Source organism: Dysgonomonas termitidis (assembly GCF_054657735.1).
The window spans coordinates 3,771,944-3,798,613 of sequence record NZ_BAAHYD010000002.1 but is presented as its reverse complement, the minus strand read 5'-3'; the positions used below and the strand labels follow the sequence as shown (position 1 = coordinate 3,798,613).

14 protein-coding genes are annotated in these 26,670 nt (G+C 41.9%); 7 read left to right on the top strand and 7 right to left on the bottom strand.

Annotated elements, in window-relative coordinates; translation table 11 throughout:
- The first annotated feature begins 5 nt into the window (after positions 1-5).
- Positions 6-740 carry an acyl-[acyl-carrier-protein] thioesterase gene (locus tag ACYQ3L_RS19860; RefSeq protein ID WP_380000062.1) on the top strand — a complete coding sequence of 245 codons (735 nt, stop codon included), beginning with the start codon at positions 6-8 and terminating at the stop codon, positions 738-740.
- A 109-nt stretch (positions 741-849) separates the two neighbouring features.
- Positions 850-1,896, top strand: a complete 1,047-nt coding sequence (gene ilvC / locus ACYQ3L_RS19855) for a ketol-acid reductoisomerase (protein WP_380000064.1) — start codon at positions 850-852, stop codon at positions 1,894-1,896.
- A gap of 78 nt (positions 1,897-1,974) precedes the next feature.
- Here ilvC and ACYQ3L_RS19850 read toward each other — a convergent pair whose 3' ends face one another.
- Positions 1,975-2,547, bottom strand: a complete 573-nt coding sequence (locus ACYQ3L_RS19850) for a hypothetical protein (RefSeq protein WP_380000066.1) — start codon at positions 2,545-2,547, stop codon at positions 1,975-1,977.
- A 382-nt stretch (positions 2,548-2,929) separates the two neighbouring features.
- A complete protein-coding gene (gene mdh, locus ACYQ3L_RS19845; protein WP_380000068.1) occupies positions 2,930-3,871 on the bottom strand; it encodes a malate dehydrogenase in 942 nt (313 codons plus the stop codon).
- Positions 3,872-4,114: 243 nt separating this feature from the next.
- Between mdh and ACYQ3L_RS19840 the strand changes: the two genes are divergently transcribed.
- The 3 genes from ACYQ3L_RS19840 (at position 4,115) to ACYQ3L_RS19830 (ending at position 8,251) form a co-directional block, all read left to right on the top strand.
- On the top strand, positions 4,115-5,005 hold the full coding sequence (locus tag ACYQ3L_RS19840) for a GumC domain-containing protein (RefSeq protein WP_380000070.1): 891 nt from the start codon (positions 4,115-4,117) through the stop codon (positions 5,003-5,005).
- Positions 5,005-5,499, top strand: coding sequence for a GNAT family N-acetyltransferase (locus ACYQ3L_RS19835; protein ID WP_380000072.1), 495 nt, complete (start codon positions 5,005-5,007; stop codon positions 5,497-5,499). The genes ACYQ3L_RS19840 and ACYQ3L_RS19835 overlap by 1 nt, the downstream gene beginning before the upstream one ends.
- A 397-nt stretch (positions 5,500-5,896) precedes the next feature.
- Entirely contained in the window at positions 5,897-8,251 is a 2,355-nt protein-coding gene (locus tag ACYQ3L_RS19830; protein WP_380000074.1) for a sodium-translocating pyrophosphatase, read from the top strand.
- A gap of 203 nt (positions 8,252-8,454) precedes the next feature.
- Here the strand turns inward: ACYQ3L_RS19830 and ACYQ3L_RS19825 are convergent, their stop codons facing one another.
- The 5 genes from ACYQ3L_RS19825 to ACYQ3L_RS19805 all read right to left on the bottom strand — a co-directional run bounded on the left by ACYQ3L_RS19825 (position 8,455) and on the right by ACYQ3L_RS19805 (position 19,914).
- Positions 8,455-10,827, bottom strand: coding sequence for a beta-L-arabinofuranosidase domain-containing protein (locus tag ACYQ3L_RS19825; protein ID WP_380000076.1), 2,373 nt, complete (start codon positions 10,825-10,827; stop codon positions 8,455-8,457).
- Positions 10,828-11,360: 533 nt separating this feature from the next.
- A complete protein-coding gene (locus ACYQ3L_RS19820; protein WP_380000078.1) occupies positions 11,361-13,943 on the bottom strand; it encodes an alpha-L-arabinofuranosidase C-terminal domain-containing protein in 2,583 nt (860 codons plus the stop codon).
- A gap of 177 nt (positions 13,944-14,120) precedes the next feature.
- Positions 14,121-14,681, bottom strand: a complete 561-nt coding sequence (locus tag ACYQ3L_RS19815) for a DUF6144 family protein (protein ID WP_380000080.1) — start codon at positions 14,679-14,681, stop codon at positions 14,121-14,123.
- A gap of 7 nt (positions 14,682-14,688) precedes the next feature.
- Positions 14,689-16,230: an alpha-N-arabinofuranosidase gene (locus ACYQ3L_RS19810; protein ID WP_380000082.1), complete on the bottom strand. Its 1,542-nt coding sequence runs from the start codon at positions 16,228-16,230 to the stop codon at positions 14,689-14,691.
- 498 nt (positions 16,231-16,728) lie between these two features.
- Entirely contained in the window at positions 16,729-19,914 is a 3,186-nt protein-coding gene (locus tag ACYQ3L_RS19805) for a GH92 family glycosyl hydrolase (protein ID WP_380000084.1), read from the bottom strand.
- An 887-nt stretch (positions 19,915-20,801) separates the two neighbouring features.
- Between ACYQ3L_RS19805 and ACYQ3L_RS19800 the strand changes: the two genes are divergently transcribed.
- Together ACYQ3L_RS19800 and ACYQ3L_RS19795 are read left to right on the top strand one after the other, a co-directional pair.
- On the top strand, positions 20,802-24,311 hold the full coding sequence (locus ACYQ3L_RS19800; protein ID WP_380000086.1) for a glycoside hydrolase family 38 N-terminal domain-containing protein: 3,510 nt from the start codon (positions 20,802-20,804) through the stop codon (positions 24,309-24,311).
- On the top strand, positions 24,308-26,656 hold the full coding sequence (locus ACYQ3L_RS19795; RefSeq protein ID WP_380000088.1) for a GH92 family glycosyl hydrolase: 2,349 nt from the start codon (positions 24,308-24,310) through the stop codon (positions 26,654-26,656). The genes ACYQ3L_RS19800 and ACYQ3L_RS19795 overlap by 4 nt, the downstream gene beginning before the upstream one ends.
- Positions 26,657-26,670 lie beyond the last annotated feature (14 nt).

The following is a 26,670-nucleotide window of genomic DNA, read 5'->3' as shown; positions in this document are numbered from 1 at the left end:
TAAATATGATGACTCCTATTGGCCGGTACGAATTCGGAATTGACGCATACTTAACAGATTTCAGAGGAAAAGCTACATTGCCGATGATTGGCGGATTTATGCTTCAGGCAGCGACAAAGCATGCCGAAGAACGCGGATTCGGCTATTCAGCAATGACATCCCAGCAACGGGTTTGGGTGCTTTCCCGGATAGCGATAGAAGTATTTGAATATCCGAAAAACGATACGGCAATGGTGCTCAAAACATGGGTGGCTAGTGTTAACAGGTTGTTTACTGAACGACATTTTTCATTCGAGGACGAACAAGGCAGGGAGATTGGTTTTGCCAAGTCACTCTGGGCCTCTATCGATTTGGTGACACGCAAACCGACAAATGTCCTGGAATTGGAAGGATTGTCCGATTATATTACCCGGAAGGAGAATCCGATAGAGGGAATGACTAAAGTTCCGGCATTGAAGGATGATTATGAGATCGCTGCCGGTTTTGTAGTTAAATACAGCGATGTGGACATCAATAAACACCTTAACAGCATGAAGTACATTGAGCACTTTGTAGATGTTTTCGATATTGATATGTTTAGGGAAAAAGAGATTCGCCGCATAGAGATAAACTATATTTCGGAAGGCCGTTACGGGACAAAACTCGATATTCTTAAACGAACGGAAGGAGACGGTGTCTTTGTGCTTGAAATGAAGGATGGGGATACGACAGTCTGTTCTACAAGGGTCACATGGAAGTAAAAAATACAAAACTAAAAATGGAAAGTTGATTTAATAATGTTGAAACTTGAAATCATTAAATTTTGAAATAAAATATATATAGTTCTTTAATTAATTAAACAAAACAAAAATGGCAGAAATGAATTTTGGCGGCGTTGTAGAGCAAGTAGCCACCCGCGATGAATTCCCTTTGGAAAAAGCAAGAGAAGTATTAAAAAATGAAACCATCGCAGTTATCGGTTACGGAGTGCAAGGTCCGGGACAAGCTTTGAATCTTCGCGACAACGGGTTCAATGTAATCATTGGTCAACGTAAAGGTGGTAAAACATGGGAAAAAGCTATCGCTGACGGCTGGGTTCCGGGCGAAACTTTATTCGATATAGAAGAAGCAGCTGAAAAAGGTACAATAATCCAGTACCTGTTGTCCGATGCTGCACAGATAGAAGTATGGCCACGCCTGAAACCTTACCTGACAGCCGGTAAGGCTTTGTATTTCTCTCACGGATTCGGTATTACATACAAAGAGCGTACAGGTATTATCCCTCCTGCTGATGTGGATGTTATTCTTGTTGCTCCTAAAGGTTCGGGTACAAGCCTTCGCCGTATGTTTCTCGAAGGTCGCGGGTTGAATTCAAGTTATGCTATCTTCCAGGATGCTACAGGCCGTGCTAAAGAACGCGTAATCGCTCTGGGTATCGGTGTGGGTTCAGGTTATTTGTTCGAAACGGATTTCAAACGTGAAGTATATTCTGACCTTACAGGTGAGCGTGGAACATTAATGGGTGCAATACAAGGTATTTTACTCGCACAGTATGAAGTATTGCGTGAAAACGGCCATTCGCCTTCAGAAGCCTTCAATGAAACGGTAGAAGAACTCACTCAATCATTGATGCCATTGTTCGCCGAAAAGGGTATGGACTGGATGTACGCGAACTGTTCTACTACTGCCCAACGTGGTGCTCTTGACTGGATGGGACCTTTCCATGATGCAACAAAACCTGTCTTTGAAAAATTATATAAAGAGGTAGCTTGCGGAAATGAGGCTCAACGTTCCATCGACACCAATTCGAAACCTGATTATCGCGAAAAGCTGGAAGAAGAATTGAAAGATCTTCGCGAAAGTGAAATGTGGCGTACAGGAGCGGTGGTAAGAAAATTGAGACCGGAGAATAATTAAGATAATCTATTTTCAATAAAAAAAGGCTGGATTTATTAAAATTCAGCCTTTTAGCTTTATATCGGTAGAGCCTTCAAATTAATTTGAAAATTGGTGCAATGGTACCTGGCGATAATATTGCGGTGCTTTTTTTCTTATCACAACTTCTTTAGCAACAATGTCTTTGTTTATATAATCAGTCCAGATAGTACTAATTTCATCACTTTGAATATTCGCAGTGTAATTACCGGTATAGTTTATGGTTTCTACTATTTTCCGAAACCGCTTGCGTTGATCTACGCATTCGATGCTGAAGGTTGCCTGTTGATTATTGGTTGCAAAGAATAACAGAGTATCAATATTTTCTTTCCGGATGTATTTAAACATTACAATTTCATTTAGCAGCGTGGAGTAAATTACCCTGCCTTTATGAGTGGCAACCAGGTTCGTATTTGATATGGTAACTGTAAATGTTTTAACGAAAGCCTTTTTCAATAAAAGGACGACGGATAATACTAAAACCGGAATTGCAATTATGAGGAACGAATCGATGCCATTATCAATCAAAGTGTTAGAAAAGTAGATAATGGTAGATAAAAAAACTGTAAGTATCAGTAATGTGCTGATAACCAAAGCTCTTTTGTTAAACGTTTTAAGTTTAAAAGATTTCATTATTGTGCTGTTGTATTCCATTATGTTACTAAGGATATATTCCTATTCAACATTCTATATTGCACTGCCCCAATATATATACCTATATCCATATAGGTCCTCCAATACCCTTTTCTAAATATAGAAAATCACTTTTTGCCCAAACACTTCTGTGCTGAAAATATCATCCGGGCTTATTATTTGTCTCTAAGTAATCATTTTATTCAAAATAGAAAGATTGTAAACACTTACAATTTTTCTTAAAATGCCTAAAAATTGTATACAAAAATATGAAAGTTATTTATAAATAAAAAATATTTCCAGTCAAAAAAACTCGATATGCAAAAAGGACATGTATTCAAGCTGAATACACGCCCTTTACAATTTTAATTTATATGATTTGTTAAATCGCGTTGATTTCTTTCAAAACAACATTTGTTTTGTGAACAGCAGCGGCTGAAGCTTCGAATTTTTCTTTTTCATCAGCTGTCAGTTTCAGATCAATAATTTTCTCCCATCCGTTTTTACCCAGGACTACCGGCACACCTATACAGATATCGTTTTGCCCATATTCACCCTCCAGAGTAACACAGCAAGGAATTACTTTTTTCTGGTTGTGTATAATAGATTCTACAACATATGCTCCTGCAGCTCCCGGTGCATACCACGCGGAAGTACCCAGCAGGCCTGTAAGAGTAGCTCCGCCCACCATTGTGCCGGCAGTCACTTTGTCCAGGACTTCCTTGGACAGGATTTCCGAAACCGGGATACCTTTATATGTAGCCAGACGGGTAACAGGGATCATTGTAGTATCGCCATGTCCGCCTATTACCATGCCTTCCACTTCGTTCGGATTGCAGCCTAAAGCTTCACTCAGGTAGAATTTAAAGCGGGAACTGTCCAGTGCTCCACCCATACCTATAATACGGTTTTTAGGCAGGCCTGTGACCTTAGATGCCAGATATGTCATTGTATCCATTGGGTTGGAGATGATAACCAGGATAGCATTCGGCGAATATTTAAGGATGTTTTCAGCAACGCTTTTCACGATACCTGCATTCACCCCGATAAGTTCTTCCCTGGTCATTCCCGGTTTCCGCGGGATACCGGAAGTTATAACTACAACATCGGAATCAGCTGTAGCAGCATAATCATTAGTTACACCTTTGATATGAGTGTCAAAGCCCAGCAACTGAGCTGTCTGATTCATATCTATAGCTTTACCTTCCGAAATGCCTTCTTTTACATCCAGCATTACCACCTCATCTGCTACCTCGTTAAATGCAAGTACATTTGCACATGTAGCACCTACATTTCCGGCACCTACGACTGTTACTTTAGACATAATATTTTTTTTATAATAAATTAATAATTTGATTCCTGGATTTCAAATAGTCAGACATATCCTATATATTATAGAGATGATGTCATAAAAGACTAGCAAATGTACATGCTTATTCTGATATAAAGAAGATTTTGGCCGTCAAAAATAGCAGGAATTATTAAAAAAAGCGAAAGCATATTATCCATTTGCTCGATATGCTGAAAAACATCTATATTTGTAGTCGCTTAATATTTTAACATAATTATGAGCACGGAACAAAAAAACAATTCTAAAATATTATTAATTGTAATAATCCTGTTACTTGCAGCAATGGGTATAGCCGGATATTACATATTCAGTCAAAAGACGCAGATAAATGAGTTGCAGGAAGAGAGCAGTTTGAATAAGCAGCAACTGGAAGACGAGTATGAAAATCTTACTATGCAATATGAGGGTTTCAAACTGAATATCAAAAACGATTCTTTGCTTCAGAAACTGACGAATGAGCAGGCAAAGGTTCAGCGATTGCTGGAAGAACTGAAAACGGTAAAAGCAGATAACAAAGCCGAAATAGCGAGATTGAACAATGAATTGGCCAGCCTTCGCAAAATCCTGAAATCATATATTATTCAGATTGACTCACTGAATCAGGCTAACGAACGGTTGAGGAAGGAAAAAAGTGAAATCACTAACAAATACCAGGAGGCTACGCGTACATTGAATGAAGTGTCGCAGCAAAAACAGAATCTGACAGAAAAAGTTACTTTGGCCGCCAAGCTCGACGCTACAGGCATCAGTGTGCAGGCTACCAATAGTAAGGGTAAAGTGCAGAAGAAAATTAATAAAGTGGAGCAACTCATTATAAACTTCACTATTACTAAAAATATTACCGCCGAACCCGGGGAACGGACAATCTATCTGCGTATAATGAAGCCGGATAATGATGTCCTGACCAAGAGCCGTACGAATGTTTTTCCATACGAAAACAGGGATATCAATTATTCAATAAAGAAGATTATTGAATACGGTGGGGAAGAAGTTGGCGTAATCATGTATTGGAATGTAGAAGAATACCTGATGCCGGGTACCTACCGGGTTGATATATTTGCCGATGGAAGCCGTATCGGAATGAGATCTTTTACATTGGAGGACTAATGAACATAATAGAAGCATCAAAAGACCATATTTTTATCATTCAGTCACTTTCCGACAGAATTTGGCCTCCTACATTCGCTAGTATCCTTACGTCCGGCCAGATCAGATACATGATGGATATGATGTACAGTAATTCAGCTTTGGAAGAACAAATAGGGGTGTTAGGTCATCACTATCTTTTGGCAGAAGAGAGTGGAGAGTATTTGGGCTATCTTTCATATGAGTTGGATTATAAGGGCGCTGATGTTACAAAGATCCATAAGATATATGTGCTGCCATCTTTGCAGGGAAAAGGGGTAGGGCGTTTCTTTATTGATGCTGTCGGGAGGATAGCTAAGAAGTACGGCAACGCAGAATTGTCATTGAATGTGAATCGGTTTAATAAAGCTATTGATTTCTACAAGCGTTTGGGCTTTGAAGTTGTTAAATGTGAGGATATAGACATTGGCAATGGTTTTCTTATGGAAGATTATGTAATGAATAAAAAGGTCTGACAGAACAATAGTTTCTTCCCATCTGTTCTCCATTGAACGTATATATATTTGCAAAAATAAATGTGTGGTATTTAATATTACACAGAATAGGTTGCACTTGTATATCTTTTGAGCGGACGAAGATACCGATTAATCATTTTATATCTATTATTTCAATTTTTTACGAAATTTATGAATTATGTTTCGAACTATTCCGATAAAAAATGGGTCCGGATATAATATTTGTTAATAATTATACTATATTTGCCAAGTTAACTTTACTAACAAGAGCAATAAAATCATAAAACACAGTAAGTATATCACTATATATAGTCGATAGTATTTGTTTTATCATAATTTTGTTGCATTTGTTAACAATGTGATAAGAGTGAATATTAATCAATAAAAATTAATACGCATGAAGAAACTTTTAGCCCTATCTCTTATTTTATTTCCGGCGGGCCTGATGGCCAGTGAAGCAGACTTAAAAGTTCCTGAGCTTGGAAGCGGTTATACGCTTTTGCTCTGGGGCCTTTTAATTTTGTTACTCGGCATTGCATTTGGCCTGGTGCAGTACTTCAATATCAAGAAGCTACCTGCGCATCAATCGATGCTCAACGTATCGAAGACGATTTTTGAAACGTGTAAAACCTATCTGTTGCAGCAGGGCAAGTTTCTCTTCTATCTATTGCTGATTATCTCGGCAGTAATGCTTATCTATTTCGGATTTTTGTCTAATCCGGAAATCGTAGCAAAAGGAGAAGTTGGCAGGGGGACGTTCCTTGCTTTTGTCTTGTTTTGGACAATATTGGGTATTCTCGGTTCATATGGCGTGGCCTGGTATGGCATCCGTATCAATACACTGGCCAATTCGCGAACAGCGTTTGCTTCTTTGCGCAAACGTCCGTGGGATGTAGTAAATATCCCGCTTAAAGCCGGAATGAGTGTCGGTGTGATGCTTATCACGGTAGAGCTCATAATGATGCTTGTTATCCTCTTATTTGTACCCGGGGATATGGCCGGGGCTTGTTTACTGGGATTTGCCATTGGAGAATCCCTCGGCGCATCCGCATTACGCATAGCCGGAGGTATCTTTACCAAGATAGCCGATATCGGGGCCGATCTGATGAAGATCGTATTCAATATTAAGGAGGACGATCCCCGTAATCCCGGCGTAATAGCGGACTGTACAGGAGATAATGCAGGCGACAGTGTAGGACCTACAGCCGATGGTTTCGAAACATACGGCGTGACTGGGGTAGCTTTGATCTCATTTATCATACTGGCAGTATTGAATGTGGAATACCAGGCTGCCTTTATAGTTTGGATATTCGTTATGCGTCTGATGATGCTATTTACATCCATCCTGTCTTATTATATCAATCAGGGGATTGCTACCGCTAAATATAAGAACTCAACAAAGTTCAACTTCGAAGTGCCTCTTACAGCCCTTATATGGATTACATCTGTCGTGTCTATTGCGGCAACATATATTGCCAGTTACTTCCTGCTGAATGAGATGCCTAACGGCTTATGGTGGAAACTGGCGTCTATTATCAGTTGCGGTACATTGGCAGCAGCTGTGATCCCTGAACTTACAAAAGCTTTTACCAGCTCGTCGTCCCGCCATGTAAAAGAGGTGGTTACAGCTTCCCGTGAAGGAGGAGCTTCGCTGAATATCCTTTCGGGTATGGTAGCCGGTAATTTCAGCGCATTCTGGAAAGGGCTTACAATCGCCTTACTGATGGCTGTGGCTTACTTTATCTCTACACAGGACCTGGGAAGTATGATGTCTCACCCTTCTATCTTTGCCTTCGGTCTGGTAGCTTTCGGCTTGCTGGGAATGGGGCCGGTTACTATTGCCGTAGACAGCTATGGGCCTGTAACGGATAACGCACAATCGGTATTCGAGCTCTCCCGTATAGAACACTTACCCGGCATATCGGCAGAAGTAAAGAAAGACTTTGGCTTCGAGCCTGATTTCGAGAGAGGGAAAGAGTATCTGGAAGAAAATGATTCGGCCGGTAATACATTTAAGGCTACCGCCAAACCCGTACTTATCGGTACAGCCGTGATCGGGGCTACCACAATGATATTCTCAATCATTCTGGTGCTGGAAAAACTCGGATTGCTGAACATCGATCTTATAGCTGCTCCTGTACTGCTGGGTTTCATCTGCGGAGGTTCCGTTGTTTACTGGTTCTCGGGTTCATCTATGCAGGCTGTGACTACCGGTGCATACCGTGCCGTGGAGTACATAAAGAAGAATATCAATCTGGATAAAGACGAAGCTGATATAGAAGATTCCAAAGCTGTGGTAAAGATCTGTACCCAGTATGCTCAGGTGGGTATGTGGAATATTTTCCTTGCCTTGTTATTCATCACTATGGCCTTTGCCTTTATCGATCCTAACTTCTTTGTCGCATATCTCATATCCATTGCTGTATTCGGCTTATTCCAGGCTATCTATATGGCAAACGCAGGAGGAGCATGGGACAATGCGAAGAAAATAGTCGAAGTGGAATTAAAAGAGCGTAATACCGATCTGCATGCAGCCACGGTAGTTGGCGACACTGTCGGCGACCCGTATAAAGACACATCGTCGGTTTCGTTGAATCCTATCATAAAATTCTCAACATTATTCGGATTGTTGGCTGTAGAGATTGCGATTGAGATTCCCGACTATTGTAAATGGATCGGATTGGTATTTCTTGCCGTGGCATTAGTCTTTGTTTACCGTTCATTTTATTCAATGAGAATTGTAAAGCAATAAGGATAAATGATAAAGCTGTGTTAAGAGTAATTTTGAGTTCACAAAGTATTACTCTCTTTGTCATTGGCTCCGCTTCGCTCTGCCGAACGTTGTTTCTGAATGTAATGAAGAATCTCGACCTCCGGGAAATGAGATGTTTCACTCCGTTCAACATGACAAAGAGATAATGAAAATTACTCTTAACATAGCCTCTTTAATTATTTTCAGTGCTTATAGTCTTCTGATAATATCCTCACTTCTGCTATCTTGGTTGTCACACTATTTGGTGCAGCCACGATTTTTACTTCGAGTATCTCCTTGCCTTTTTCACTTTCGGGAACAGGATAGGTAGAAGTAAAGAGGTTATCTCCTCCATCACCGTTCAGACTCAGTGAAGCCACTTTCCGACCATTTACAAAAACGTCAAAATTGCGGTTTTGGTCACGGTCAAAATATTTCAGATACAGGTAATTGGCATTCTTGCCGGCATTCTTCAACTGATAGCTGAACCAACCCCTTGCTTCACGCCAGTGTATGTCCTCGATAAAGCCTGTATTCGATTTATCGGATTGTATGAAATGATCCGATTCGGGTTGTTGTTCCCCGCAGACTACTTTATCGGCTGTAATCCCATCCAGTTTGATTCTTTCCTTTTCTTCGTCTTCTATTTTCTGCTGTATTTCTTTCACTTCTTCGGCTGTTGCCTGTGGCCAGTAGATGATATAGCGCGACTCATGCAGGCGGAAGAATGGTATAAGTTCCAGTCCTGCCGTATATTTTTCGGGATAGAGCCCCGATAGATGGAACGTCAGGGGCTTTCCCTGTACAGCTTTTACCAAAGAAGCTATTTTATCCGGATCGCTGACGATAATCGGCATATCTTTCATCGGTATTTGCCTGCCGTGAGCAATGTGTCCGCCCCGGCTGTCGTCGGCAAACAATCCCGTCATATCTTCGGTTCCCGTCTTTGCGGCAAGGGTAACAGGGCCGTAGAAAATAGAGTAATAATTCGATTTATCCGGCAATTGCTCTACCGTTATCCGCATAGGCATTTCCACTACTACTTTATCTCCCTTTTTCCATTTACGGTCGATGGATATATAACTGGCCGGGTCTTGCGATACCGGATAATCTTTACCGTTGACGCTCACTTTTAGCCCCCATTTCTTTACCCATACCGGATAACGTAGCTTTAAGGTGAAAGCGGCCGTTTTTTCAGGGTTGATAGTCAATTGGGTCTTAGCTTCGTCGGGGAATGAATTTTCCTGTATAATTTCGGTCTTTTTCTCTTTCCAATTTAAGCGGGAAGGGATGAACAGGTTCACATACAATTTATTATCCGTATGCGCATAGATCATCTCCCCGTATTTGGCATGGTTTTCTATTCCTGAACCTACACAGCACCAAAAACTTGTCTGCGGTTGGGAATATACCCGGTAGTGCCCCGGACGCATCTGGGTGAAGTAAACAAATCCTCCCTGTTCGGGATTCTGGGTAGAAAGGATATGGTTGTATAATGCCCGTTCATAATAGTCCATATACTTTTCATCCTGAGACGTTTGATAAAGCATTTTCGACAGGCGCAACATATTGTATGTATTACATGTTTCAGGGCCTTCGATACTCTTTATCACTCTCGAAAAATCATTCGTCGGGTTGAAATGTTCTCCCACACTGTTGCCTCCGATACTTACCGAACGACGTTCCACAACCGTTTCCCAGAAGAAGCGCGAAGCTTCCGACCACGAATCGTTACCTTCCACATCGGCTATGCGTTTAAATCCAAGCACCTTCGGTATTTGTGTATTGGCATGCATCCCGGTCAGTTTATCTTCATGGTTGAGCAGGGGATTAAGCACCAGCTGATGTGAAAACTGATGCGCCAGTTTCAGGTATTTCTTATCGCCTGTTATCGCGGCTACATCGGCGAATGTCTCATTCAGTCCGCCATGTTCACTGCGAAGCATATCCTGTATCTGTTCTTCCGATAGTTTCGACACCAGATTAATCGCCCAGTCGGTCATTTTTATCAGCATATCCTTTGCCATATCGTTATGGGCATAGAGGTAAGCATCACGCAGCCCGGCATAGGTCTTATGGATATTATATAATGGGACCCATTTGCCGTTAAGGTCGAAACCTCCCGCCCTGATATTGCCGTTTGCGACTTCTTCCCAGATAGCTTTTCCTCCCGGAACACCGCCTATATAACCGTTGCCGTTTGCATCCTGACAGCGTTTCAGCTCGCTAACCATATAGTCGAGACGCTCTTTTATCTGTTTGTCGCCTGTCGATGCATACATCAGGGACAATGCCGATAGGTAATGGCCTCCGATGTGGCCGTCGAGTCCGGTATTTTCCCAGTTGGTATAGCTCTCGGCTTTAGGTGTCAGTCCGGATTCACGCAGGAACGGTGACAATAGCCTGTCGGCTTTCAGTTCCAGCAGGTATTGCTTATCCAGGTCTTCCGCGTGCTTAAACGGGCTATCCAGCAATCTTACGTCCTGCAAACTAAAAGTTTCTACTTTTGGTTTCAACTGGGCATTCATACACAATGTGCTGACGATAAGCCCGGTAATGATATAAATTCTTTTCATTTTATGTTTTAACTAAATATTCCAGGAAACCTGTATTGAATTAACCTTTATTTGCGAGATGTTGTTAAAAAGTAACAGATGTAACAGATATTTTAGCTATTAGCTGATAGCTTTTAGCCGTTAGCGGCGCGAAGCGACAAAACTCGTAATCTGTAACTTTTAACTTATTATCTTGTTTATATTTATTAACTATGTTTGGTTAAAATCTGACACATCTGACAGTTTTTCCAGTGTTTTTATCTTGTCATTTTTACGTTCGTTAACCATATATAGTTAAAAAGTAACAAAAGTAACAGATATATCAGTAAACAGTTAACAACTCGTATCTTGTATCTTGTTGTATCTCGCATCTTGTCTACTTGTAACTCGTAACTGCCCGAAGGGCGAAGTAACTTGTAACTGTTAAAAGGTAACAAAGGTTACACTTTTTCATTCATTTGCTAATCTGCTAATTTGCTAATCCACTAATTATTTTTTCAAAGAACTATAAGCTAACAGCCAGGGGCTAATAGCTTACTATATAGATAAACTTTTTAATTTGTCTTAAACCTTAGCACAGTGAAAGAATAAGCCGGTAATTTACAGTTATCCCCTGCATTGAAACTGTCTGATACAGGTTTGGCCGATTTATCGTCAGGCGCGCCTGTCAGCAAAGTTCTTGAAGCTATAGGATCTGTTATACTGATACTTGTCAGGTCTAATTTTGTATTTACTTCTACAGGCAGCATATTCACAAGTTTCACAATCACATCTCCGGTCTTGCTATCGCGGATGATTGATTTTGCAATACGTTTCTGAACAGCATCCCTATTGTCAGAAAGCTCTATCTTACTTGTCAGGTATTCGTCTCCCGAATGCTGTCCGTACAGTTTCTGTACATAATAGCCCACAGTCGGCTTCACTTCTGTATTATTGAAATATATCAGGTCGGGATTCCATTGGGTATGTCCTTCTTTTGCCAGCAGTGGCGCATAAGAAGTCATTGTTACAATATCTCCGTTACGCTCCACATTGGCCAGATGAAGGGCTTCGGCCAAGGCTGTTTCCACATTATTCGGCCTGCCCGGAAGGTGGGCGGCATATTCACCCAGATACACTTTCGACTTCGAACGGTCGTATTTGTCGTAAAAATCCTGATTGTGGATATACCATCCCGGTGGATTGTAATAATGCTCATCTACCACCGGGATCTGTAATTTATCGGCGATACCCCAGCCTTCCACATAGTCTGTCCCTTCATAGAAAGGCCCGACTGTGCCTATAACAGTTATTTCGGGATACTTTTCTTTTACGGCATTGAATATCATGGTGAAACGTTCCTCGAAAATATCGGAGATAATGTCTTCGTTCCCTATTCCGATATATTTCAGGTTGAATGGTTTGGGATGACCCGCCTCCGCGCGTTTTTTACCCCATGTAGTGTTTACATCGCCATTCGCCCATTCTATCAGGTCTAGCACATCCTGTATATAATCTCCCATTTCGCTCATCGGTATTCCGCCTTGTTGCCCGCCCAGAGAGCAACCGTGATGCGCCGAATTCTGGCACGGTACACCTGCCGCTACCACAGGAACAGGCTCGGCTCCTAAATCTTCGCAGAACCGGAAGTATTCGAAGTACCCCAATCCGGCTGTCTGATGATATCCCCACAGGTTCCGTTGAGGTTTGCGAGCTTCGGGCGGGCCTATTGTATTCTTCCAATGGTATATATTACCCAGTCCGTCGCCATGAGCCACACAGCCTCCGGGGAAGCGGACAAAACGCGGATTCATATTGGCGATAACCTGAGCGAGGTCTTCCCGCAATCCGTTTTTGTGTCCTCTGAACGTTTTTTGAGGGAAAAGAGAAATCATATCCAGTTCCACCTTGCCCGTCATTTGTGGTATGACCTCCAGTTTTGCGTCTGCGATAGTCTGGCTAACGGTTATTACGGCATCATATTTCTTCCAGTCGCCGGAAATGGCTTTTGTGGTAGTTTCTCCATAAATCTTCCCGTTCTTATCAGTCAGTCTTACAGTTAGTTTTCCTTTTTTTGCTTCCGGTGTGCGTGCAAATACCGAGAAGTTATATTTCTCCCCGGCTTTTACAGCGATACCGTCGAATCCTTCATTTGCCAGCCCTGCACCTGTCTGGCTGACCTGAAGTACGGCATAATGCTTGTTATTGGGATGAACAGGGGATACGGAGTCGATTGTGAGTACAGCATTATCGCCGGATACATTCCATGCTTTGTAGCTGTTCCAGTCTTTGTCGCGTCCTTCCTTATCGCTCAGGGCATATTCGAAACCCCTGTTCTGAACAAGCTCCGCATAAAGGCCTCCGTCGGCAGCATAGTTTATATCTTCAAAGAACATTCCCAATAGCAGGTCGCTTATTTTTTTAGTTTTGGAAGCATCTACGGTGATGGTTGCATCAACAGGTTTTAGAGAAGCAAAACGTTCTTTGTCCGAGCTTGAGTTTTCGGCGTTCAATATACTTTTATAAGCTGCTAATTGCTGCGCTTTTATCAGTCCGTCAATCACTTTCCACGAAACTTCGTGCAGTGTCCCTGTTTCTGCTTTCCCTGATATAATTGCAGTTTCCCGCAGATTGGGAATGCCGGCAACTTTCTTAGTGGAGCTGTAATCTTTAAAGTCCTTCGTAGTTACGGCATAGGCTTGATTATTCGAGCTTAGCCAGGAGATTGTATAAAGTTTATTTGTATTGTCGTAAGTGATTTCAGGTGAAAGGCAATTCCCGTTTTCCATGACCAGAGGGTAGGATTGCCGCCCCCAGTAGACAAGGTCGGGAGAGGAAACGCTGGCAAATGCCCCGTCCCTTTCGTTCATGCTCCATACGCAATACCACATACCATCGGGAGACCGGAAGAGGAATGGAGAGAACATTTTTTTCTCAGAGCCCCAGCGTCCATAGTCACATTTCACATAACTGTGTTCGGGGCCTATGGGGAACCAGTTTTCCTTATCTACACTCCATGCGAAGTGCAGACCGTTGTGATTGGAATTCTTATCTGTAGCGTATGCGAACAGATAAGCCGATGCGGGTTCACCGGCAATTGTTTTAAATACAGGAATAAAGAGTAAAATAATTAACAGGCAGATACTTGCTTTTTTCATTTCAACGTACATTTATATTTGATTTGGATATATTGTAATAGGTTATCCCAAATATTTATCAATATGTATTAATCGGGTGGGGAACCGGGATAAAAGATATCCCGAGTTGGTGTTGTCCGATACTGTCAGTTTTATACCCGGTGTGCTGTCTTTTATTCCAGCTTAAATTGCGGGTATTTACTCTTTTAGGACTATGCGGTAAACACACTTTTCATTTCCCCGTTGTATAGAAGAAATGACGGTCGCCTTTACCGGATTTCCGTTCACTTTCGAAAACATCATTTCGGCAAACCCTTCGGAGCAAAAACATAACGCAGGGTATTTATTATCTTTATGTTTATTGATAAGAGGACATACACAAGCCGATTTATTCTCATCCGCCAGTATAACTTTTCCGTTGTCTTCGTAACTGAATATCCAGCCCCATTCTTTTTCTATGAATCGGATGAAATCATCCATTTTCCCTATATAAGGAGCTAACGATACATCCATGTTTAAATTCTGATAATGGGCTACGGACGCAGATTTTACTAATTTCCGGATTTCTGTTTCAGGCAGATTGTTATCCAGATTAGTAAGTATTTCCGATATCCATTTCCGGAACATGGCGGCACTTCGGTCATCATCGGGCGTTTCGGCGTTGTTGGTGATATTAACACCGGATAGCGTATTGAATCCGCAGATACATGCACCGCTTAAACAAGCCTTTTTTATAAAATTTCGTCTGGATACAGTCATGGTTGTACTATTTTATTTCAAGAACAACAATCGATTTGGCAGGCAATTGGATATTCAGTTTGCCATCTTTAACGTTAGCACCGGTAAAGGTCTGAGGTTTTACTAAATCCGGATTTTCGAAAGTATTGTGGTCTTCAATGTTTTTCGATGTCAGAATTTGCCCTTTCACACTATTTATCTTCATTTTTGAGAAATCTATATTCACATCCTGGTCGGCATTCAGGTCTATGTTTGCCAGCGTAATATGTGTCAATCCGTCCTTTTGTGAGGCAGAAGCATTTACTAATGCTACATTACGGCCTCTTATCTCTTTTGTTCCCGAGATAATATCCATCGGCAGATAAGTCGCATCCTGGTGCACACGGTACATGTCGAATACATGGTAAGTCGGGGTCAGGGTCATCTTATCGTCCTTGGTCAATATCATGGATTGAAGGACATTGACTACCTGGGCTATATTGGCCATCCGAATGCGGTCGCCGTACTTGTTGAATACATTCAGTGAGAGGGCGGCTACAAATGCATCGCGCATAGTATTTTGCTGATACAGGAATCCCGGATTGGTGCCGGGTTCCACGTCCCACCAAGTACCCCATTCGTCTACCATGAGCCCTACTCTTTTATCTTTGTCGTATTCATCCATAATGGCCATATGTTTTTGAATGACTTCTTCTATTTCAAGGCATTTTCCCATTGTCCAATAATAGTCATCCGGTGTAAAATCCGTTGCTGACCCTTTACTGCCGCTCCATCCTGTAACTGTATAGTAATGAAGTGAAAGCCCGTGCATTTTCTTCCCGGCTTTTTTCATCAGTACATCGGTCCAGTTATAGTCATAGTCACTTGCCCCACTGGCTATTTTGAACAGTTTATTTCCGTCAAAATTGCGGCAGTAAACGGCATAACGGCGGTACAGGTCCGCATAATAGTCGGGAAGCATGTCTCCTCCGCAACCCCAGCTTTCGTTTCCAACTCCCAGATATTTTACTTTCCATGCTTTATCTCGTCCGTTCTTACGGCGCAGGTTTGCCATCGGGCTGTCACCGTCGGATGTCATATATTCTACCCATTTGGCAAGTTCTTCGACAGTACCGCTTCCTACATTTCCGCTGATATATGGTTCGCATTCGAGTAATTCGCAGAGATTGAGGAATTCGTGTGTTCCAAAGCTGTTGTCTTCTACAACTCCACCCCAGTTATTATTGACCATCTTCGGACGGTTTTCTTTCGGGCCTATCCCGTCCATCCAGTGATATTCATCGGCAAAACATCCGCCCGGCCAACGCAGATTAGGTATCTGAAGTCTTTTCAGGGCATTCAGTACATCGGTGCGGTAGCCTTTTGTATTGGGTATCTTTGAATCTTCTCCAACCCATAAGCCGCCATAGATGCATGTGCCGAGATGTTCGGCAAAGTGTCCGTAGATGTGCTTGCTGATAGTTTGCTTACCTCTTTCGGGATAAATGCGGATAGATACATCTTTCTGCTGCGGGAAGGCTGATGTGAAGCTTGTTAGGACAAGAATTGCCAGTAAAAGTGTTTTTTTCATTGATATAGCGGTTATAAATTTAATCAAATCCGAAAATAGACAAATTTTTCATCCTTCGGGTGCGACTAATTAATCATAGTTGGAGAGAAATCAGTCACAGGTCTTTATATATACTGTTTTTGACCGGATTTTTATCAATATTTTCAATAAATGTATTTTGTACAATTATTACGGTTAACAAAAATATAAATATTAAGTGTGCATATGACATTTAATAATAATGTTATAAAACATATTATTTATAATTGGATATACGAAAATACTGTATCCGGATATTCTGTCGGGGAAATTCAGATATTTTTAAGAGAGCGAAATTTATTGAAATATCAACAATCCGTTTTTTGATTTTAAACATCTGCCACTAATATTTGTTTTCACTTTGTAGGAAAAATGATAATCCCCCAACAATTTTTCTGTTGAGGGATTATTTTTAAGTTTGAAAGCTGTGTTATACCAAAATACTTTTTTATTTGTGATTCAGATTAATTTAAGAAGTACTTATTTTCCTATACCCCAGTCCATATTGGGAGTATTACCCATTTCAAGGACAAGGCTGCCGCCTTTCAGCAACTCCGATGCAGGGAAATGGAATGTGTTCAACTCCTTGCCATTCAATGTTGCTTTCTGTACATACATATTCTTTTTTGAAGCATTCTTCGCTTCAATTGCGAATTTTTGTCCCCGTCCGTATTTCCCATCCAGATTGATCTCTACTTTTTCGAAGAGAGGACTGGCTATTTCATAGATAGGATTTACGTGCGTTCCTCCATCGACCTGGAAAAGCCCGATAGTAGCCATTACAGCCCATGCGCTCATTTGCCCCTGATCTTCATCACCCAAATAGGCGTTTGCCGGTTCATATCCATAGTAACGGTCAAGTATAGAGCGGCTCCACTTTTGAGTAAGCCAGGGTTTACCTGCCCAACTGAACAGGAATGCAAAGTGCATAGATTGCTGATTACCCTGTACAATAGGGTGATCCCAGTACTGGTCGTTAGGGGCATTGTAGCGCCATGCTTCATCCTGATTGAATCCCCATTCGAGGCGGTCAAGGAAGCGTTCTTTTCCTATTTTTTCTACCAACGCCGGAACATCCTGCGGAACAAAGAACGTTAGTTGCCATGCGTTTCCTTCCACATAGTGATGGTTGGCTCCGCTACGGAACGGATCGAAATTTTCCATCCATTTACCGGTGCTGTCTTTCATATGGCAGTATCCTTCGTCGCTTATCACATTTTTCCACCAGTAACCGCGGTCGTTGAATGTATTATATACCTCTGTATTACCCAAGGCCTTGGCAAATTGTCCGACAGTCCAGTCGTCGTATGAATATTCCATTGTATTGGAGAAGCGTCCCAGATTCGATGGCACGTATTTATATTTCATATAATGGACAAGGTCGCGGTTTCCTGCAAATCCTTTAAATACCTTCTGAGCTGGAGTTGTTTGCATCTTTATAGCTGCTTCCAGAGCCTTGTTCGCATCGAAGTCACGGATTCCCATTTGGTAAGCTCCTACAATCAACGGAATTTCATGCTCGCCCACCATAACGGGTATATAGTTTAATCCGGCCGGACCTTTGGCGAGCCATCCGTTAGCATCGTACATAGCCAATTGCGAATTAACCCATTTGTTGCTCCATTCGGGAGTGACCAGATTCCAGAACTGATTGAGGTTCCAGAATGTATTCCAGAACGCGTCGCAACCCAGCATAGCGTCTTTGGACGGGTCAGCAACCTTTTGTAGTTTTCCGTCAGTCGATATCCATTCGCCGTTTATGTCACTCCACGTATTGCGGCTGCATGCACGGTACATATTATTATAAAAGCGTACCTTTTCCAGCCTGTCGTTAGTCGTGATTTGTACCCGGTTGAAGATGTCGTTCCATGTGTTTACCTGGTTTTGACGGATTGCATCAAAATCCCATCCGAATTTAGAACTAACTTCAGTCCTGAGATTTTCGTCCGCATTAGCGATGCTAACGAATGAAATACCTGACCGCACCTGTACCACAGGGTGTCTTGTCTGATCGAATTCGACAAATACACCTGCGTCCTTACATGTTCCGGTGATTAAATCGTGTATGTTGTGCGATACATTTTTGTCAATCCAGCGTCCCATGCTTTTGATCGGTTGATCAAACTCTATAACAAAATGTACAGTATAATCCTGATCTGCATCGTAACTCCATACATTCGGTGAAAATTGATGACTTGAACCTTCGATACGATAATCACTGACTTTGCGGAGCTTTATTTCTTTCAACTGGAAATTCTGCTCTGTAGGTGGATGCAGGTCTATCATAATCCGTGCTCCGTCGCGGTCGGTTGGAAATGTAAACCGTTCGAACCCGCAACGTGTAGTTGCTGTAACTTCCGCTTTAATGTTATAATCTGTAAGGTCTACAGCATAGTAGCCTATATCGGCGACTTCGGTGCGTTTGTTTATGCGGGAACGGTAGCCCTCATCCGGCTTTTGTTCGTCTCCTATTTGGGTCTTCAATTCTCCGTTTGCGGGCATAACGCCAAGTCCGCCCAATGTCCACTCGTGTATATGGCTGAAGCAGCCTACATTTTCGAAGGAAGGCTGATAGCCTGCCTGCCAGCCATTATTCTGGTTATCAGGGCTCATTTTGACCATACTGAACGGCATCCATGGGCCGGGTGCTATCATCCAGCGTGAATGGGCTGTTCCTATACGGGTATCTATATAGTCGGCAGGAGTTTGTAGCTTTTGTGGAGAACGTTCTATTGTGCCACGCTCTATTTCAACACCGTCTCTTAAGATACGGTAGTTGCTTTTTCTTGCTTTTTTTACTTGAGGCATAGGCGCTTCCAGTTGATACCTTCCGGCTTCAATCACCTGACTTAGAATTTCTTTACCATCAAGTTGAACACTGATCTTAGATGAGGCATCGAGCCATTGAGTATCTACAATGAGCGGCTGATACCGGTTCTTTCCGGTATTCACTTCATAAGTCGCCGGATATACATCCCTGATGAAGAACTTACCGGCTTCTGTGATTTTCGTATTCCGGGGACCTTCGAGATGTACTTCATCGAATAATATCCAGGAACCTTCCAATACTGTTATCGATATAAGGTTACCTCCTTTTTTGAGGGTACTTGCGTTGATAGGTATTTCAATTGTCTTTTTTGTAGCATTCTGTAGCTTACCTGTGATGGACAATGTATCCGTTATTGCTTCCTGAGTATGTGCTTTACGCTGTTTGGCAAGAGTTTCTTTGTCTCCCAACTGGAATTTTTCGTCTTGCGTATTTATACTTACTTTAACCAACGGGAGAAATGTTTTGGCATAATCGAGGAGATTGATTACAAGCTTCCATTCTCCATCTGCCGGGGCATTATCAAGACCGAACAATATATTTATCTGATGCGTACGCCAGCCGGATGTTGGCCATGTGCCGCCCCATGTGTCAGTAGGGCCGGGGAGTACATATGGGAATTCCTTTTTTATGTCTGAATGGCCTATTAAATAGAATTTGTCCTCGTATCCGAAGTCATTGGCGAGGAATTGCCTGAAATTGTCCGGTCCTAAGGCAAATTCAGCCGAAGAATTGTTTAAAGTCCCTATCGACCAGACTTTGTTTTCCGATATCTGCTTCGCAAAGGCCATGATTGCGAATACACACATCGCGATTGTCAATAAAATGCTTTTTTTCATATTAATTATGTGTTTATTGGGTTAGATCTTTATTGAGGTAAGCTTAAGTTTCTTATCTGTATAAGTATGTCCATACATTTCTGTGCTGTAAAGTAAATTAGTTTTTTCTAATATTCAAAATATTAGTCTTATTTTTTATATTTATTTGTTTCTGTTATTATTGCTTTTCTTTCTCTATCTATTTAATCATGTTCATACATTAATGATCTTTTGAATGAAGCATGGATAGGGTATTTTGTATTTTTGTAGAGAGTGTTAAGTGAATATAGTGCGGAAATATGGGTATTAATGATTTAACAGGAAGCTGTAGCGTGTTATTATAATATGTTTATTCTGAATTATACCTGAATAAAGGTTGCTTATAATGCTGTGTCTTTTTGAGGCAAGAGATGAGATTCCTTTATTGTTAATAAATTGGGTTGTCTGAAATGAAAGAATCTCTGATAGTAAAGGTTATATTATTGTATGAACAATTAAATCTTATGTAGTTACAGGAAATATTGTTGTTAAATAAATATTTAACATAATTGTAATAAGGTTTTGTTGTTGTTTATATACTTTATTTACAGATGATTATATCTAATGTGTTATTTTGAAAAATTCTATTTATTGAAAAAAAATAATCAAATATAATGCTAAAGATAAAAACATTTTATATATTAGCGACCTGAAAGTATGTTCATACATATTTGAAAAGCTAGGTAAAAGAAAAAACAAAGTATACTAACTTGGAGGAACAGGGGTGCTTTCAATTTTGAAAACAGGCTAAGATGCTGGGAAATGCTCATTCTGTAATGATTCAAATCAGGGGAATTATTCTTTAATGAAATGAGGCATTTAAAAAAAATACGTGATTAACCATTAATACTAACAAATAATCTAAAAATATGAGGATGATAAGAAAAGGATTCTTTTCTCTTTTAATCTTAGTGAACTCTGTCGGGATATACGCCCAAAGCACAAAAGTATATACTCAGATTCCATCCGATCAGATTCAGGCAACGGCAAGCAGCGAATTACCGGGGGCGACAGCTATGATGGCCGTTAATGGTGAGGGAATGAGCGGGGATATGCATATAGCGCATAATCTTGGGCACACAATGTGGACATCTCAGGCTTCTACACATAAGGTGAGAGCTAATGGATTTACCAGAGAGGGCATTGTCTGGTTTATGTGTGAGATAGGAAAAAACTCAGATCCTGCACATGTCGATTTAATAAGAATATGGAATGACAACCAAAGCCAGCATACACGCAGGGGCTTGAAGAAAGTATATATGGAATACTCCGCTGATGGGAAGACGTGGAAACTCTTGAAAAACAATGGACTGGACTACCATATTATAAATGAATCGAAAGGACAGAATCCCGAGCCTGCGAATTTCACATTTGATACAGGAGGGATTAAGGCGAAATATATATGTTTTACAGCCGATGCTGATGGAAACGGTAATTATTACGACCCTGAAGACAAATATATAATCAGGGAAGCTGCTGACATGCAGCAGAATGTAAATTATTACGGACTGAGTGAGATAAGATTCTACCGGAAGGAAAACAAACAGATCTCAAAACTTGCCCCATTAAGCAAGATGTCTTTAGTTGCTTCACAAGGATATTTGAAAACGGATAAAGGGCCGACCCGTGAATATACATTGAAGTTTGATGCGCCCCTGTTTTGTGGAGGTCAACTCGATTTCGATATAAACGGACGGAAATGGACGGAGAACATCAAACCATCCGCGACAGGAACAACTGTAATTGAGGGACGGTTTCCGGCAGGCTATATGGAGGAGAGCGCCGAAGTATCGGTGAATCTTCGCAGCAGACAGGGCAATTTAGCCGATAGTTATACTGTTTTGGGAGCCCGCAGGTGGAAACTGTATTTCTTACCTCATTCGCATTTGGACATAGGTTATACACATGCGCAGGATGATGTAATGAAACTGCAATGGCGTAATTTTGAGCGGGCGCTGGAACTGGCGGAGCGTACGGCCGATAATCCCGAGGGGTCACGGTTCAAATGGAATTCGGAGGCTACATGGGCTTTGATGGGATATCTCGATCATTACAAAGGAACGGAAAAAGGTGATAAGATGATTCAGGCTATCAAAGACGGTATTATTGGCGTCGATGCATCTTTGGGCAGCATACTCACCGGAATTTGCAAGCAGGAGGAACTGATGCACATGTTCGATGATGCGCATCGTATTTCCGGGTTGACGGGAGTGGAATTCAATACGGCGATGATGAGCGATGTTCCCGGGCAATCGTGGGGGATGGTTACGGCAATGGCTCAGAATGGTGTGAAATACTATTCATCAGGACCCAACTATGTGCCTTTCTATGGAAAGGTTGGTAACGACAGGGCTGCACACCTGCATGTGAAGTGGGGTGATAAACCGTTTTACTGGCTGTCTCAGTCTGGTAAGGAAAAAGTGCTGTTTTGGCAGACCGGCAGGGGATATTCATGGTTTCATGGCTGGTTGATAAACAGACTTTCGGCCTGTGGAGTCACTCCTATATGGGAATACCTTACCGATTTGGAATCGAAGGAATATCCGTATGCTACTACTTATCTGCGCTATACGGTAAACGGAGATAACGGGCCGCCCGATCAGTGGATGCCGGATGTAATAAAGGAGTGGAATGAAAAATACGATTCTCCTAAGTTCTATATAGGTACTACCAAAGAGCTTTTTACAGAATTTGAAAAACAATATGGTGATGAGATTCCGGTTTACGGTGGCGATATAACCCCGACATGGGAAGACGGGGCAGCTTCTACTGCCAGGGAACTGGCAATGAACCGGGAAAGCTCGGAGCGTCTGAACCAGACGGAAATACTATGGAGTATGTTTAATCCGAAGCCGTTTCCCGCAAACGATTTTCTGGAAGCATGGAAGAATGTCGTCTTGTTTTCGGAGCATACCTGGGGGGCCTCGGCCAGTGGACCTGAACCTGAATCGGAATTTACAAAAAAACTGTGGGCAGGAAAGAAATTATATGCGGATAATGCAGATATGCAGTCGAGAAAACTCTATACCGATGTCTTTTCAGAAATGAAATCCGACAAAGGCGGCTATATACATGTATTCAATACGAATCTGTGGAAAAGAACTGATATAGTGACGATTGATAACGATAATGACCTGACCGGTAAAGTATTGGAAAGCCCATCAGGAGAGATCATTCCTTTACAGAAATTGCATGACGGCAGGTGGATATTTATGGCAAAAGACATTCCGGCCCTTTCCTCCGTGGCTTATAAGATCACTGATGATAAGAGAAAGAAGTCGAATGTATCCACAATGATAAATGATAATATACTGGATAACGGCATTGTAAAGGTGGAAATAAACAAGGTGAAAGGTACGATTTCTTCTTTTACAAAGGTTGGTGAGGAATATAATTACGCATCCGAACGGGGCTTGAATGATTATATCTATACCGGGCGCTTTGCTTCGGACCCCCAATGGGTAGAGAACATCAAACGCATTATTGTACTGGACGATGGCGAAGTTGCGGCGACCTTACGTGTAGAGTCGGATGCGCCGGGTTGCCGTTCGTTATGGAGGGATATTACGGTCTATAAACAGTTGGGACGCGTAGATATCCTGAACACTATAGATAAAGAAAATATTTATAAGCCGGAAAATGTCCGCTTTATTTTCCCTTTCAATATAGCCCATGCAGATATCAAAATGGATCTGGCAATGGGGGATATGCATCCCGAGCGTGACCAGTTGGCAGGAGTGAATAAAAATTACTATTCGATACAGAATGGCATCAGTGCAAGCAATCTTAGCCATGGTATCTACCTGACAACAACGGATGCTCCTTTCGTAGAACTGGGAGAGATGACCAGCGATGTATGGCGTAAGGAAGGAGGCGGGCTTGGCTGGTGGTCTTCGGCTTTGATTTCTCCGAAGATATATTCGTGGGTGATGAATAACTCATGGAGGACGAATTACAAAGCCTCTCAGGAAGGTATCGTGACATTCCGCTACTCACTGGAGTTTTTCGATCCGTTCGATCAACAACTGAAAAAGCAAGGTACGGAACAGGCGCAAAAAATGATTGCGGTTGTTTCTGAAAAACCTGCCGGAATAGATAATCTTTTCAGGCTTAAAGGTAAGAATCAGATTTCAGTTTCTACAATAAAGCCTTCCGATGATGGCAAAGGCTATATTATCCGGTTACTGAACCTCAATGACCAGAGTGTACATTCTTCGTTTATCTGGGGCAGAATGCAGGCTGATGAAGTGTACTTCTGCGACCACAACCAGCAAAAAACGGGTGAGTTCGATGATTCTTCTTTCTGGCTTAAGCCTCATGAATGCATAACTTTAAAAGTTATCAGTAAAAATAAACCGAAAAACAATTTTATAATATGATAAAACGAATTATTCCAATCACAGTACTTGCATTTTCTTGTATAATAGCGTCTTGCGAGAAAAAGCCTCTCTTGTCGGATTATGTCGATCCGGGCATCGGTACTGCGCACTCACGCTGGTTCTTCTATACACCGGCTGCCGTTCCGTTCGGTATGGCTAAACTTGCCCCGTCTACAGACGGGCATCTGGGAAATACGGGTGGATGGCAGGCTGTCGGTTACGATGCAAGGCATACTTCCATCGAGGGTTTTGCTAATTTTCATGAGTTCCAGATTGGTGGCGTTGTTATAGCACCTACAGTCGGCAAACTGCAAACTGTTCCGGGAGCATTGGATAGTGTTGAGAGCGGTTATCGCTCATCTTTCGACAAAAAAGATGAATCCGCTTCTCCGGGATACTATTCCGTATTACTCAAAGACTACAATGTGAAAGCCGAACTAACGGCTACAAAGCGTGTGGGCTTTCACCGTTATACGTTCCCTGCATCTGAGGACGCTAACCTGATATTCGATATCGGTAACCGTCAGGGAGAAAGCGGTTATGTGAAAGAAGCTTCGGTGACATATACCGACGACGGACGTATAGAAGGATGGGTTACTACCACACCGGTCTATGTAAATATATATCAAAAAGGCGCTACTGTGTCTATGTATTTCAGTGCCGAACTGGATAAGAAACCGACCGCGTTCGGCTCGTTTGTGAAAGATACCGTATATCCCGATTCGAAGACTCAGACAGGTGTCGGAGCCGGACTTTATTTCAAATTCAAGACCAAAGAGCAGGAGGCTGTAAATGTAAAGATAGGATTATCTTATACATCTGTTGAAAATGCACGCCTGAATATGGAAAACGAAGCTAAAAATATGAGTTTCGACAAAGCTCATAAAAATGCGACGGATACATGGGAAGAATATCTTGGCCGCATAGAAGTGGAAGGCGGGGAATATAACGATCGTGTGAAATTCTATACAGGTTTGTATCATGCGCTGCTTGGCCGGGGACTGGCAAGCGATGTAAACGGAGCTTATCCGAAGAATGATGGCGGGGTAGGGCAGATACCACTGAATGAAAAAGGAAAACCGGTTCATAATCATTATAATACGGATGCTATTTGGGGCGCATTCTGGAATCTTACTCAATTGTGGGCGGTTGCTTATCCCGAATATTATTCGGACTGGATACAAAGCCAGCTTCTTGTTTATAAAGATGCCGGGTGGCTGGGCGATGGTATTGCCTGTAGCAAATATGTATCGGGTGTAGGAACTAATTTTACCAGTCTGGCTATTGCGGCAGCTTATAATTGCGGTATCCGCGACTTTGATGTGAATACTGCATACGAGGCGGCCCTGAAGAATGAAGTAGATGGAAAAGACCGTTTGGCAGGAGCAGGTAAGCTGGATGTGGAGCAGTTCGTAAACAGGGGTTACTCACCTTATACAACCGGCCTGTCTATGCGTACTACTCCCGAAGGTTCGGGTTTCGGAGCATCGCATACAATGGAATATTCATTCAGTAGTTTTGCTGTGGCTCAGATGGCAAAGCATTTGAATAAAGAGGATGATTATAAACTTTTATCGAAGTTATCGGAGGGCTGGAAAACTCTCTTTGATCCTGAGACAAAACTGATACGTCCGCGCGACGACAAGGGCGAATTTATAAAAGACTTCGATCCGTTTGCACCATGGATAGGATTTCAGGAGGGTAATGCAATCCAGTACACATACTATGTACCTCATCAAATAGATGAACTTATAAAACTGATAGGGGCTGATGATTTTAATGTACGTCTCGACAGCACATTCCAGATATCACAAAAGAATATATTTGGTGGAGGAGAGACTATAGATGCATTCGCAGGTTTGCATACATACTATAATCATGGCAATCAGCCGAATCTGCATATCTCATGGTTGTTCAACTTTTCAGGGAAACCGTATCTGTCTCAAAAATGGGTGAGGGCTATCTGTAACGAATTCTACGGAGTAGAAGGCATACACGGATACGGTTACGGACAGGATGAAGATCAGGGGCAATTGGGTGCATGGTATGTAATGGCGGCAATAGGACTTTTCGATGTAAAAGGCCTGACCGAGATAAACCCTGCATTCCAGATTGGGAGCCCGTTATTCGATAAGATCACAATAAGGCTCAACAAGGATTATTATCCGGGTAAGGAGTTTGTGATAGAAACACTGAATAATACCAAAGATAATATTTACATACGGTCTATAGATGTGAATGGAAAGCCGCACAATACGGTTCAACTGCCTTTCTCGGATGTGGTCAAAGGCGGCCGCATGTCTATCAGGCTATCAGATACACCTAACACAGAACTAAATAAATGATTCTATAATATTAA

Coding starts and splice junctions, on each gene's coding strand:
- ACYQ3L_RS19860 (WP_380000062.1), top strand. CDS start 6: ATGATGACTCCTATTGGCCGGTACGAATTCGGAATTGACGCATACTTA.
- ilvC (WP_380000064.1), top strand. CDS start 850: ATGGCAGAAATGAATTTTGGCGGCGTTGTAGAGCAAGTAGCCACCCGC.
- ACYQ3L_RS19850 (WP_380000066.1), bottom strand. CDS start 2,547: ATGAAATCTTTTAAACTTAAAACGTTTAACAAAAGAGCTTTGGTTATC.
- mdh (WP_380000068.1), bottom strand. CDS start 3,871: ATGTCTAAAGTAACAGTCGTAGGTGCCGGAAATGTAGGTGCTACATGT.
- ACYQ3L_RS19840 (WP_380000070.1), top strand. CDS start 4,115: ATGAGCACGGAACAAAAAAACAATTCTAAAATATTATTAATTGTAATA.
- ACYQ3L_RS19835 (WP_380000072.1), top strand. CDS start 5,005: ATGAACATAATAGAAGCATCAAAAGACCATATTTTTATCATTCAGTCA.
- ACYQ3L_RS19830 (WP_380000074.1), top strand. CDS start 5,897: ATGAAGAAACTTTTAGCCCTATCTCTTATTTTATTTCCGGCGGGCCTG.
- ACYQ3L_RS19825 (WP_380000076.1), bottom strand. CDS start 10,827: ATGAAAAGAATTTATATCATTACCGGGCTTATCGTCAGCACATTGTGT.
- ACYQ3L_RS19820 (WP_380000078.1), bottom strand. CDS start 13,943: ATGAAAAAAGCAAGTATCTGCCTGTTAATTATTTTACTCTTTATTCCT.
- ACYQ3L_RS19815 (WP_380000080.1), bottom strand. CDS start 14,681: ATGACTGTATCCAGACGAAATTTTATAAAAAAGGCTTGTTTAAGCGGT.
- ACYQ3L_RS19810 (WP_380000082.1), bottom strand. CDS start 16,230: ATGAAAAAAACACTTTTACTGGCAATTCTTGTCCTAACAAGCTTCACA.
- ACYQ3L_RS19805 (WP_380000084.1), bottom strand. CDS start 19,914: ATGAAAAAAAGCATTTTATTGACAATCGCGATGTGTGTATTCGCAATC.
- ACYQ3L_RS19800 (WP_380000086.1), top strand. CDS start 20,802: ATGAGGATGATAAGAAAAGGATTCTTTTCTCTTTTAATCTTAGTGAAC.
- ACYQ3L_RS19795 (WP_380000088.1), top strand. CDS start 24,308: ATGATAAAACGAATTATTCCAATCACAGTACTTGCATTTTCTTGTATA.